This window comes from Paenibacillus sp. DP01 (assembly GCF_044784315.1).
GTDB classification, from domain to species: domain Bacteria; phylum Bacillota; class Bacilli; order Paenibacillales; family Paenibacillaceae; genus Paenibacillus; species Paenibacillus polymyxa.
Map to the genome: position 1 here is coordinate 5,658,427 of NZ_CP173059.1, position 12,833 is coordinate 5,671,259.

A 12,833-nucleotide genomic window follows, 5' to 3' on the forward strand; every position below is an offset into this window, starting at 1 on the left:
TTCCGCTTACATTGATAGTATAACCGCCTTTTTTGCTGTTATCGGGCGAACTTTTTACCGGAACTTTCGGAAAAATAGAATAATACGGACAAAAAAACAGGACTTATCTATAAGTCCTGTTCCAAAGCATGGCTTTTAATTTAGTTTATCCCTTTAGCTTCCCTAATAGTCTCATCGCATCGGTCTCCTTGGATAAAGCATGAACTAGAGCTGGCTGCTCACTGATTAGGGACAACTCCTTAAATAACTGCCGCATTTCTTCCCGCCCATCCTGTTTTACCGCAAGCAAGAACACAAGCTCCACTTTCTCGGTTCCCCAAGTAAGTGGCTTCTTTAAAGTAGCGACTACAATGGCTGACTGCCTTATCCACTCTGAGCCGCCATGCGGGATGGCTATGCCTCCCCCGATCGTCGTAGCCGACATTTTCTCTCGCGCCAATACACTGTCCACATAACCTGTTTCCACATATCCTTTGTCCTCCAGTATTTGCGCCAGCTTGGAAATCAATTGTTCGGGACGCTGCACTTCTTGCTGGGGAAAGACTAAAAAAGGTGTTGTGTACTTAAAAAATACAGATTCATCTGCGACTCTAGGTTCCGGCTCATCCATTCGTCTGATCACTTGCTCCAGTTGACGCTCATCCTTGGCATCTAGCAATGGAGAGACGAGAATATGCGGAACACTAAGCTCTGGAAGATCCACGGTTGTAATGATCAGATCCAACTCCCGGGTTGCCAGATAGTCCTGGACTTCTGCCTTCGAAAGAGTTGTCTCCACATGTACAGCCGGAAACTTACGTTCCACCTTTGTGCGCAATAGCTGGGACATACCAATGCCCATGTGACACACGATAATGGCCCTCTGAGGATGACTTTCTTTCTGGTGAAGTCGCTCCACAGAAGCCTGAAAATGTAGCGTTAAATACGCCGCTTCCTCCTCGGGGAACGATAACCGAACCAAATTCCCTACCTCTTCCAGCGTAATAATAACCCGGTCGAACATGTAAGGGTACATCTTCTTGATCTCAGTCAGCATAGGATTAGACACCGTCAACCCATATTGAAGCCGATTCAGGGTCGTATATAAATGGACTTTCAACCCTTTCAGCAACATCTTATCCTTGGAAAAGTCAATCATATTCAGCTCCGACATCCGCCGGACTAACTGCTCAATCAGTTTAGGCAAAAGCGGATGGCTGTCTGCCAGATCGCTGTGTTTCCCCTTGCTATCCTCCTGCTGATAACGAAACTTTCCACCCAACAAATGCAGGGTTAGATAGGCCGTTTCTTCCTTGGAAAAAGGTACGGAGAACAGCTTTTGCAGCTGCCGTAAAAACGCAGTAGCCCATGTAAACTCAACCTTCTCCTGCAAAAAGGCAATGTCTTGTTCGGAGAGAGAAATGGGCTGTCCCAGCTTGGTTCGTTTGACCATTAAGAGAATATGGAGCATGAGACCCTCAAAGGCTTCATCCGTAAAGCTGAGTTCATGATGCTTTTGAAATACTTTTAATTCATGATGGATGGTGGCAATCTCGTGTGGCTCAAACTGCTTGCGCATCATCTGTCCCGTCAACTCAGGACTATCAATCAGCTGATTCATCCGCGCCAAAGCGATCCGCTTGTTTTTCTCAGTGCCTTGAATGGTCAAGCCTACGCGCTGCTTGGTAATCAAGGCAAGATCAAAGCTGTGCAGCCAGTCATCAATCTTTTCCATATCTCTACGGATCACCGTCTTGTTCACATAATACTGAGAGGCCAGATCTTGTATCGTTACAGGCTTGGCATCCATCAAGAGCCGATAGGCGAGATGCAGCACCCTCTCCTCATCCGATTCATGCTGGGCTGTACTATCGCCTGCATACAGCCGGTGAAATAAATCAGCCTGCTCCGCTTCACTGATCTCCAAATAAATGCCACGTCCCGGTCTTCTCACCAGATTGGCATTGGAGTGCTTGACTAGATATTCTTCAATTACTTTTAGATCGTTTCGAATCGTCTTTTCTGAGCAATCCGTTTGATCGGCCAGATCCTGCACTAACCACAGTCGGTTCGATTCAGTTAACAACTTGCGGAAAATTTCTACTTGCCTTTTGTTCATTCCAATCTCCTATCTTCCAACAATAAAGAATGTCCAGGCATACCGGGTTATATTTTGTTAGCCTTATATTAGCTTATCGATATACTCATTGTAACCCTACAGCAACATACGGAGTGTATAATAAGACAATCCCAATATACTGGATTTTCAGGAGGAAGAACAGTGATCACCTATTTGAGATGCAATGAAGTCAGCATGGAGCACATTTTCCAGGCATTTTCGCTCGGATTCTCAGACTATTCCATTCGCCTGACCATGGAACAAGACGATTTCGCGGCACGTTTTTTCGGTCCGGAGGGTAATTCACGGAGCCACTCTTTCCTTGCCATGGATGAAGATCAGCCAATTGGCTTGATTCTAGGCGGTATCCGGCAGTTTGACGGGTATAAGACCATGCGTTGCGGCACGCTATGCATCGGTCCAGCTTACCGTGGCCAGGGTATTAGCAACAGGTTGCTCGAATTGCATAAACAAACGGCCATCTCCGAGAACTGTCAGCAGCTATGGCTCGAAGTCATTACGGATAATGATCGGGCTGTCCAGTTCTATAAAAAGCACGGCTATGAGGTACGCTATACGCTAAAATACTACAACGGTACTGTCCCATCAATCTCTCCCGCTCCCTCATCACCGTACATGTTTAAGAAACTAACACTTGATGATATTGCAGCTTTTCGTAAAATCCTCACCGACTGTCACATCCATTGGCAAAGTGACACACCTTATTACGCTAACAGCACACAGGAAGTTTTTCTCGGCATCTATGCGGTGAATCAAACCCGAGTCGGTATGATTGCTATGAGTGCTCAAGGTAAAATCAACTTTCTTTGGGTCGATCCCAAACATCGAAACCAAGGCCTTGGACGTACCCTACTTCATAAAGCGGCAGAAACCCAAAAGATCGAGAAGGTATATATCTGCCTGTCCGACAATCACTCTCTTGAAGGCTTTATCCAAAAAACAGGCTTCTCGAAGGACCCTATTGAGCAATATGAAATGTGTATACCCCTTGATCCAACTACTTCTCTCATTTCTGAGAACGATTGATATATTCTGATTTAACGAGTGCGCACATGCAAAGATCATCATATTTCCCGGACGTAAATTCATACTGGGACAGGATTCCTTCCTGCCGAAAGCCTGCTTTTTCAAGCAAACGCAAGGATTGTGTATTCTCCGGCTCTACTAGCGCCTGAATGCGGTTCAACGGTAGGGTATGAAATCCATAGTCGATTACAGCTGCAAGTACCTCTGACATTAACCCTTTGCCCCAATAGGCTCTGGACAATTCATAACCCATTTCTGCTCGGTGATGACGTTGATCCCAGTTATGAAATCCGCAAGAACCGATGATTTTACCTTCCTTCGTTTGAAGAGCCCAGCGGATTCCCTGATCTGTCTCCAAAATCCGATCATACCAACGGATCTCATCCAGTGCCTCCTGTTCAGACTCAAATGGGCTCAGCCCGTAAAACTTCATCACCTGCTCATCTGAAAAGTATTCCAACATATCCTTGCTGTCCGTCGCTACCATTTTTCGTAATACAAGACGTTCGGTTGTTATAACCGGAAACTCACGTTTCATATTCTCACCGCCTTCTCCGTTGTTCACTTTCGCAAGCTTTTCCTTGCATACCTATGCCGCTAAGTTCAATATTCGATGATCATTACTTGCTTCTTCCAATTATAAAGTAAATGAAAGAATACCTCTAAAGGAATATTTATAATTAGTTCTTTGTTTATAGAATGTTTTCCTAATCATGGATGATAAAAAGACCGTTATATAAGGAGTGTGTTTTTAAATTATGGATTATTAAAATGAGGTGTACGATTTGGAAGACCAGCACATACCACAGAATTCACAAGTAGCAGTAAGAGAGAAGTACATTCGGCATGGGCAAAACTATGGGGAAACAAACAGAATGGCCGAAATATCAAAAACCTACGGTTCGTCTATTTTGTTTAGACGTTGGGGAGCAACCCTTTTTGATTTTATATTTTTTATAATCGGGTATATTTGTTTCTTTATCTCGGTCATTCAGATAACAGACAGATGGTTGTTGCCCTTAGCGATTGCTTCCCGTTGCATTCTGATTATAGCTTTCTTCTGCTATTATTTGCTCTTGGAGGGTTACACAGGCTATACGCTTGGCAAATTCGTTTTTCGTATTAAGGTGGTTAACGGAGAAGGAAGACCTCCTGGTTTTCTTAAATCACTCATTCGTACGCTGCTCAGGTTAATAGACACCAATCCATTGCTAATGGGTTCACTACCTGCTGGTATCAGCGTGTTAGTAACTGCCTCTAGACAACGAATTGGTGATTTAGCTGCAGGTACATATGTGGTAAAGGTGCGGGACTTGGAGCCGATTAGCAAAAAGACAATGAGACGGTCGCTCTTCATATTTTTTACCGCAATGGTGATCTTGGGAGCCTCGTTTGTAAATGCTATTTTTGTACTGGCAAACAGTTACAAGTCCAATGAAGCTCCGGTAAGCAAGCAGGAGCAGAGCTTTGTAAGTAGAGATGGACATTTTCAGATTTCTGCCCCACTAGACTGGTCGACAGACCCGGACCGGGAAGGAAAAGCAGATATTGCAATATTCAATCCCTACATTGAAAAGTCTGTTATCGTACGATCCAATTCGAAAGAGAAATTGGGTAATGTAACGCGCCAGTACTACACAAAGAAAATTCAAAACAACATGACCAAAGAGTTTAATCTCTCTACAGTAGGACCTTCATCCAACACCACGATTCAAGGATATCCAGCCACTCAGTTCACGATTAAAGGACAGAAAGATATAAACCATTATGTCACCCATGTAGCCATTATTGAGACTGAAAATAATTTCTACCAGATCATCGGGTATACGCCTGCATCAAAATATAGCCGTTTAAAGAAAGAAATTCATGATATTACCTATAGCTTTCGTGAGGTTCGACCTTAGACATCGTGACGGACCAGGACGAATAATGAAAGAATAAGACGCAAAAGACAGGTGCTCCTTGGAGCCCTGTTTTTTCGCATACAACTATTCTTGATATCTATGATAAAATAGGCTGACATGTTCGGCGCCCTGTTTTATTATATTGTTCAGATGCACAACAAATTGAAAGCCCTTTCAATTAATGTGATACAGTAAAACACCTTACATCACTAGATAAAGGAGGAATCCTGATCTGTTTCCGCTCTCCGAAAGACAAGCCCAAGACATCGTAGACAAAATGATGAAGGATATCCCATACAATATCAATATTATGAATGAACGAGGCATCATCATTGGCAGCGGCGAGAGTGAACGAATCGGAACCATTCACCAAGGGGCTGTTCAGGCGCTCGAAACCGGGAAAATGATTGAAGTGTGGCAGGACGGACATTACGAGAAAAAAGGAACCAATGAACCGATTGTCATTCATCATGAGCTAGTTGGTGTCATTGGTATTTCAGGCAATCCTGACGAAGTTCGTCCTTTTTGCAACATTGTTAAAACTACGGTGTCTCTCCTGATTGAACAGCGTATTTCCTTGGAGCACTTGGCCCATGAGGCCAACCGCAAAAAATCTGTACTGGAAATGCTGTTAAATCATCAGGGAGCCTATACCCAAAAAATAAAAAAAGAAGCTGCTCAATATCACATTGATTTGCTTCTCAAAACTTCGGCCGTATATGTAAAGCATCTTCCTTCCGATCCTGCTCATTTCGCCGAATTATCCAATATATTCATGCAGCATCCATCCTTTCGGATGGAGGAAGACAGTTATCTCATCCTGATGCAAAATCAGGAACCAACGACCAAGCTACTGGAACCACTTGTACGCAGCCATCCTGATGTGCTGATTGCCATCAGCAGACAAGAGCACAGCATTGCCGATGTTTATATGCAAGCCAAGTCCGCTATGAATGTTGTACTAGCTCTGCGTCCACCTGTGCAGATTGTCTCTTTTGCAGAAGTCGAATTCTTGGTCAAATTAAGCCAAACCAACCTGACTAACACAATCCACCTGGTCAGCAAGCTGGAAGATACCGTGGATTTGCTGGATACGCTGCGAAGCTTTATTAATCATAACGGCAGTGTCTCCTTTACCGCAGATGAATTAAACATTCACCGAAATACACTGCAATACCGCTTGAAGCGCATCCATACCTTAACTGGCAAAGATCCCCGGAATCTCCTTCAGCTTATTGAACTTACGCACGGCTTATTGGCGCTGCATCAATGAACTGCTGTATCACGCCAGATCATGCTGCGATTATATCCTATTTTCGCTCGCCGTCACTCCCGAATTTTTCTGCCAATCTCCATTGGCTAATGAAAACCGGGATTACAGGCGAGCGCTCGTATTCCATTGTAATTATATTATGCCGTTTTATGTTCCTCGCCTATCAATCCGATCATTTCTCACTGATTTGAAGTACTCTCGCGATATTCTCGCACGTACGCTCTACGTTTTGTGGCCCTTCGGCCAGCAGCTTACCCAGCTCCGAGGCTCCCGGCACGATGCCAAACACCGCATCTATTCCTTCCTTGTATAGCGTGTCGATCCCTTCCCCGATATAACCTGCGACCGCAATGACCTTTTTGCCGGATTGTTTGGCTGCCTGAGCTACTCCATACGGAGTTTTACCGAATTTGGTCTGAAAATCAATGCCGCCTTCTCCCGTCAATACGATATCGGCCGTGGCTAGCTTCTGCTTTAAGCCAGTGTATTCAATCACGATTTCAATGCCCTTTTGTAGCGCCGCCTGAGTAAAAATCAATAAACCAGCACCCAATCCGCCTGCTGCACCCGCGCCTGGAAGATCGCGCACATCCTTGCCCAGCTGCTGCTTCACCACATCCGCATAATGGGCAAGATTAGCATCCAATTGCTGCACCATTTCCGGGGTTGCCCCTTTTTGTGGGCCGAATACACGAGATGCCCCATGCTCCCCACATAACGGATTTGTCACATCACAGGCTACAATCAATTGCACCTGCTGCAAGCGGTCATCCAGTGATGAAATATCAATACTGTCCAGCTCGCCCAAACTGCCGCCGCCGCGTGGAAGAGTATTGCCTGCCGCATCCAGAAATCTAGCCCCCAGCGCTTCCGCCATACCTGTACCGCCATCATTCGTCGCACTTCCGCCAATGCCGATGATAATTTTTCGAATTCCCTGGTTCAGACACTCACGTATTAACTCACCCGTACCATAGGTTGTTGTCTTTAACGGGTTTTTATTGTCCTTATTAACCAGATGGATTCCACTGGCAGATGCCATTTCGATTGCCGCAGTGGTGCCGTCTCCCAGCAAGCCATATGCCGCTTTTACAGGTTCTCCAAGCGGTCCTGTCACCTCCATGTAACGAAGCTGCCCGCCTGTCGCATCCACCAGTGACTGCACTGTTCCTTCACCACCGTCTGCCATCGGAACGTGGACATAATGGGCTGTCGGATAGACCTTGCGCAGCCCTTTCTCCATTGCGATGCACACTTCCTTTGCCGTCATGCTTTCTTTAAAAGAGTCCGGTGCCAGTACAAATGTTTTCTCTCTCATTTTGTCACCCCATCGTGAATATTAAAGTATAAATCCATATATGATTGTTGCTACAATCGCCATAGTTCCGCCCACAATAGCTTCATAAGGGATTAATCCCATCCGTTGCTTAATGCTCATTTTCATGCTGTCTGCCGTAACGTGGAAATAGTTTCCCTGTGGTAAGGAATCAATGACGGTAGCTCCTGTATGCACCATCACAGCAGCAGCTAACGGGGCTGTCCCCATGTTCAGAATGGCTTCCCCAAACGAGCCAGTCGCCAAAATAACGCCAGTTGAAGTCGATGCTGTGGCGGCCGCCATCAGAATCCCTGCAAGCGGTGCCAAAAATGTGCCAGAAACTCCCGAAGCTTCAATCAAGCCAACTACCTGAGCAGATAAATTAGACGCAGAAATCAGACCCGCAATCCCACCTGCACCGATCAAGATGAGCACGGTTGCCGTCATTTTATTCAAACCGGAAGCCGAATATTTCAGTATATTGCGCCCTTGTCCCATGGCCAGCATACCTACAATCCCGGCGATCGGCAAAATGTACATCGCGTCGACCTTGAAGTTCGACAGTGCTTCAATGCCAGAGATGGAACCAATCGGGTTAATCATCAGCAAAATAACGGCTACCACCGGGGCTACAATTGCCCGTCCCAATGCTGGGTACTTCGACGTATCGACATCACTATCCATAATATCCTGTTCGGATACCTTCACGCCCTTGTTTTTCAACATAGACGCCACCAGAACAGTCATAATTAATCCGCATATCGCAGGCACCACACCCGCCAACATAACGTGGCTTAAATCCAGATTAAACCCACGCGCCGCCGCAATCGTATTGGGATTCGGAGAAATAATGTTCCCCGCCTTTCCGCCTCCAGACAAGGCCAGCAGAAGAGCCAGCTTGGAAATCCCCATTTTGTTCCCAACCGACAAGGCAATAGGTGCCACAATGAGCACGGCTACGGGAATAAATACGCCTACAGCTGTAATAATCATCGTCGCTAACGCTAGTGCAAGGATCGCTTTACTGCCGCCAAACTTCTTTACAATAGCCTGTGCAATTGTCTCCGCTGCCCCAGACTCCATCATCACGCCTGCCAATACACCTGCCGCGAGCACACGAATGACCGTCCCCATCACGCTCTGCGTACCACTAATTAGCACGCTGATCGTCTGCTCCAGATTGGCTCCGCCCAATAAAGCGCCTACAATAGCTCCCAAAAATAAAGCGTAAACCGGATTCAGCTTTCTTAATATCAAAATAATTGCAATAGCCAGCCCTGCTAGAGCTCCTATCCAACTGATCGTTAACCCTTCCATCTGCCTAACCCCCCGGGCAATTTTTGATTACGCTTTCATTATATCGATTGCAGCGTGTGAATTATATTGAAGAACAGACGAAATTGATTGTGCATTTGCACAAAAAGACTCGAACAGGCTTACAAAATCAATTTAATGAATACGCTTGCAAATTTAAAATTTTAGATTATAATACTTGTATACAAGTATACTTGATTAATGAGAAGGTGAATTTATGGTTCTGTCCAGTGAATTCCTATATCCCTCCAAATGGCTTCTCAAAGCCTCTGCTGGAGACCGTGTAACATCCGAGCTTAGAATGCGTATTATTTCCGGCTCAATTGAAAGCGGTACCATACTATCTGAAAATAAATTAGCTGCTGATTTTGCTGTAAGTCGCTCACCCATTCGTGAAGCGTTAAAAATATTGGCTTCTGAAAATATCATCCGACTCGAAAGAATGGGTGCGGTCGTTATTGGTCTATCAGAGAAAGAAATAGAAGAAATTTATGATGTTCGTCTACTTATAGAATCCTTCGTATTTGAACGTCTTATAAAGATGGACACTCATGATTTAGCAAGGGAACTTAGTAAAATACTCGAAATGATGAAAGTCGCAGTCAAATATAGTGATGCCGATGAGTTTTCATATCAAGATGTCTTGTTCCATGAAACGATTATTCGTGCAGTTAATCATTCATACATTCTGATGATCTGGAATAACCTAAAGCCCGTGATGGAAAGCCTCATTCTGTTGTCGATGCGTATGCGTTTCAATGAAAAGTATGAAGACTTTACACGGATTGTATCAAATCATGAACTTTATATTGAAGCAATCCAGGCAAAAGATAGAGAACTTATGATTAAGTCTTTACATGAAAACTTTGATGATGTTCAAGGTAAAGTAGAAGACTTATGGATGTCCCAACAACTGCTGTCCAAAGGAGTCGTGCCACAAAATGACTAACTACATGTTAGGTATAGATATCGGAACCACCAGTACGAAAGCCGTTTTATTCAGTGAAAAAGGCGAAGTTATCCAACAAGAAAATATCGGGTACCCGCTTTATACACCAGATATAGCGACAGCTGAACAAAATCCTGAGGAGATTTTTCAAGCAGTCCTACAAGCGACTTCGAATATCATGAAGCATCACTCACAAAAAAAACTATCGTTTGTTTCATTTAGCAGTGCCATGCATAGTGTCATTGCCATGGATGAACATGATCAACCACTTACGCCTTGTATCACTTGGGCAGATAATCGCAGTGAAGCGTGGGCACATCAAATAAAAGAGGAGTTGAACGGCCAAGAGGTCTACAGACGAACAGGAACACCCATCCATCCCATGTCACCCTTAACTAAAATAGCTTGGATTGTGAATGACCTTCCTGAAATCGCTATCAAAGTTAAAAAATATATCGGAATTAAAGAATATATTTTCAAAAAACTCTTTGATTTATATGTTGTTGATTATTCTCTGGCTTCAGCCATGGGCATGATGAATCTTGAAAAGCTGGATTGGGATGAAGAAGCATTAAAAATTGCGGGTATAACCCCTTCTCAGCTATCTGAGCTCGTGTCCACAACCAAAATATTTACCGACTGTAATTCAGATTTAGCAAAAAAGATGGGGATCGATCCACAAACACCATTTGTCATTGGGGCCAGCGATGGAGTTCTCTCTAATCTAGGTGTCAATGCGATACGAAAAGGCGAAGTTGCCGTCACTATTGGGACAAGCGGTGCCATTCGAACCATCATAGACAAGCCGCAAACAGATGAAAAGGGAAGAATATTTTGTTATGCCTTAACGGAAAAGCACTGGGTCATTGGCGGACCGGTAAACAATGGCGGGATGGTTCTTCGCTGGATTCGTGACGAGCTTGCCTCATCAGAAGTAGAAACAGCGAAACGACTAGGAATTGATCCATATGATGTGTTAACCAAAATTGCTGAACGCGTAAGGCCAGGGTCTGATGGATTGTTATTCCATCCCTACCTAGCTGGTGAACGTGCTCCCTTATGGAATCCAGACGTACGTGGCTCATTCTTCGGTTTAACGATGTCGCATAAGAAAGAACATATGATTCGCGCAGCCTTAGAAGGAGTCATTTACAATTTATACACCGTATTTTTGGCCTTAACCGAATGCATGGATGGTCCCGTGACCCGAATCCAAGCTACAGGAGGCTTTGCAAGGTCAGATGTTTGGCGGCAAATGATGTCTGATATATTCGCATCTGAAGTCGTCGTTCCAGAAAGCTACGAAAGTTCTTGTCTAGGAGCTTGTATTTTAGGCTTGTATGCCACTGGAAAAATCCAATCATTTGAAGTGGTTTCTGAAATGATTGGCAGTACCAACAAACATGCACCCAAAGAAGAAGCAACCAAGGAATATAGGAAGTTGCTACCGATTTTCATTAACCTATCCAGAGTATTGGAAGAAGATTATACACGGATTGCTCATTACCAAAGAGGCTTAATTAAACACTAAAAGGATAAATACAGGGGGTAATTACAATGCCATTAGTCGTTGTAGGGATTGGAATTTTAGCATTACTCGTTTTAATCATGGGCTTCAAATTAAACACCTTCATTTCCTTAATCATTGTATCGTTCGGTGTAGCCTTAGCCCTTGGAATGCCATTAGAGGAAATTGTTAAAACCATTGAAGCTGGATTGGGCGGAACATTGGGTCACTTAGCGTTAATCTTTGGACTCGGAGCGATGTTAGGGAAGTTGATCGCGGATTCTGGTGGTGCCCAAAGAATTGCCATGACCCTCGTTGACAAATTTGGTGAAAAAAATATTCAATGGGCGGTCGTAGCTGCTTCATTCATTATCGGAATTGCGTTATTTTTTGAAGTAGGGTTAGTATTATTAATCCCAATTGTATTTGCCATTTCAAAAGAATTAAAGGTTTCTATCTTATATCTCGGTATTCCGATGGTCGCTGCTTTATCCGTAACACACGGTTTCTTACCTCCACATCCGGGACCGACTGTTATTGCTGGTGAATATGGCGCGAATCTGGGTGAGGTTTTACTCTATGGCTTCATTATTGCTGTTCCAACTGTTATTTTGGCTGGCCCTGTATTTACGAAGCTTGCCAAAAAACTCGTACCTGCCTCATTTACGAAAACCGGTAATATTGCCTCTTTAGGAGAACAAAAAGTATTTAAGTCTGAGGAAACTCCTGGATTCGGAATCAGTGTATTTACGGCAATGCTTCCTGTCATCTTAATGTCGATTGCTACGATTATTACTTTGCTTCAAAAAACAATGGGGTTTGAAGATAATAGTTTACTGGCCGCGATCCGATTTATTGGTGATGCATCCACTTCCATGTTGATTTCCTTACTGGTTGCCGTCTACACCATGGGAATCGCAAGAAAAATTCCAATCAAAGATGTAATGGCATCTTGTACAACGGCTATTACTCATATTGGAATGATGCTCTTGATCATTGGGGGAGGCGGTGCCTTCAAACAAGTACTGATTAATGGCGGCGTAGGTGACTATGTAGCCGATTTATTCAATGGAACTACATTATCACCAATTCTGCTAGCCTGGATCATCGCTGCAATCTTACGTATTTCCCTGGGTTCTGCAACTGTTGCAGCTTTAACAACCGCTGGTTTAGTGATTCCGATGTTAGGACAATCCGACGTTAATCTTGCTTTAGTCGTGCTTGCCACGGGAGCGGGTAGCTTAATAGCTTCCCATGTTAACGATGCCGGGTTCTGGATGTTTAAAGAGTATTTTGGTTTAAGCATGAAAGAAACCTTTGCCACATGGACATTGCTTGAAACCATCATTTCTGTAGCCGGATTAGGATTCATCTTAATACTAAGTTTATTCGTATAAACCATGATTTCCGGGCGGTAGATTTC

10 protein-coding genes are annotated in these 12,833 nt (G+C 44.1%); 6 read left to right on the forward strand and 4 right to left on the reverse strand.

Features of this window, described 5'->3' with window-relative positions; translation table 11 throughout:
• Positions 1–145: 145 nt before the first annotated feature.
• Positions 146–2,098, reverse strand: a complete 1,953-nt coding sequence (locus ACH59B_RS25000) for a BglG family transcription antiterminator (protein WP_045244766.1) — start codon at positions 2,096–2,098, stop codon at positions 146–148.
• A 162-nt stretch (positions 2,099–2,260) separates the two neighbouring features.
• Between ACH59B_RS25000 and ACH59B_RS25005 the strand changes: the two genes are divergently transcribed.
• Positions 2,261–3,145: a GNAT family N-acetyltransferase gene (locus tag ACH59B_RS25005; protein WP_404302981.1), complete on the forward strand. Its 885-nt coding sequence runs from the start codon at positions 2,261–2,263 to the stop codon at positions 3,143–3,145.
• Here the strand turns inward: ACH59B_RS25005 and ACH59B_RS25010 are convergent.
• Positions 3,126–3,683, reverse strand: a complete 558-nt coding sequence (locus tag ACH59B_RS25010) for a GNAT family N-acetyltransferase (protein WP_090889300.1) — start codon at positions 3,681–3,683, stop codon at positions 3,126–3,128. The genes ACH59B_RS25005 and ACH59B_RS25010 overlap by 20 nt on opposite strands.
• Before the next feature lie 247 nt (positions 3,684–3,930).
• On the opposite strand from ACH59B_RS25010, the gene ACH59B_RS25015 reads away from it, so the two are divergent.
• Positions 3,931–5,049: an RDD family protein gene (locus tag ACH59B_RS25015; protein ID WP_404302983.1), complete on the forward strand. Its 1,119-nt coding sequence runs from the start codon at positions 3,931–3,933 to the stop codon at positions 5,047–5,049.
• A gap of 277 nt (positions 5,050–5,326) precedes the next feature.
• On the forward strand, positions 5,327–6,322 hold the full coding sequence (locus ACH59B_RS25020; protein ID WP_019689033.1) for a sugar diacid recognition domain-containing protein: 996 nt from the start codon (positions 5,327–5,329) through the stop codon (positions 6,320–6,322).
• A 172-nt stretch (positions 6,323–6,494) separates the two neighbouring features.
• Here the strand turns inward: ACH59B_RS25020 and ACH59B_RS25025 are convergent, their stop codons facing one another.
• A complete protein-coding gene (locus tag ACH59B_RS25025) occupies positions 6,495–7,640 on the reverse strand; it encodes a glycerate kinase (RefSeq protein WP_019689034.1) in 1,146 nt (381 codons plus the stop codon).
• Positions 7,641–7,661: 21 nt separating this feature from the next.
• Positions 7,662–8,957: a GntP family permease gene (locus tag ACH59B_RS25030; RefSeq protein ID WP_013373826.1), complete on the reverse strand. Its 1,296-nt coding sequence runs from the start codon at positions 8,955–8,957 to the stop codon at positions 7,662–7,664.
• Between the two features lie 214 nt (positions 8,958–9,171).
• Here ACH59B_RS25030 and ACH59B_RS25035 point away from each other — a divergent pair, with 214 nt between their 5' ends.
• Genes ACH59B_RS25035 through ACH59B_RS25045 form a run of 3 tightly spaced genes read left to right on the forward strand, consistent with a single transcriptional unit; the run spans position 9,172 to position 12,807 of the window.
• Positions 9,172–9,903, forward strand: a complete 732-nt coding sequence (locus ACH59B_RS25035; RefSeq protein ID WP_404302986.1) for a GntR family transcriptional regulator — start codon at positions 9,172–9,174, stop codon at positions 9,901–9,903.
• Complete coding sequence (gene gntK, locus ACH59B_RS25040; protein WP_113050658.1) at positions 9,896–11,434, forward strand: gluconokinase; 1,539 nt, start codon at positions 9,896–9,898, stop codon at positions 11,432–11,434. The genes ACH59B_RS25035 and gntK overlap by 8 nt, the downstream gene beginning before the upstream one ends.
• 26 nt (positions 11,435–11,460) lie before the next feature.
• Positions 11,461–12,807 carry a GntP family permease gene (locus ACH59B_RS25045; RefSeq protein ID WP_031462501.1) on the forward strand — a complete coding sequence of 449 codons (1,347 nt, stop codon included), beginning with the start codon at positions 11,461–11,463 and terminating at the stop codon, positions 12,805–12,807.
• Positions 12,808–12,833 lie beyond the last annotated feature (26 nt).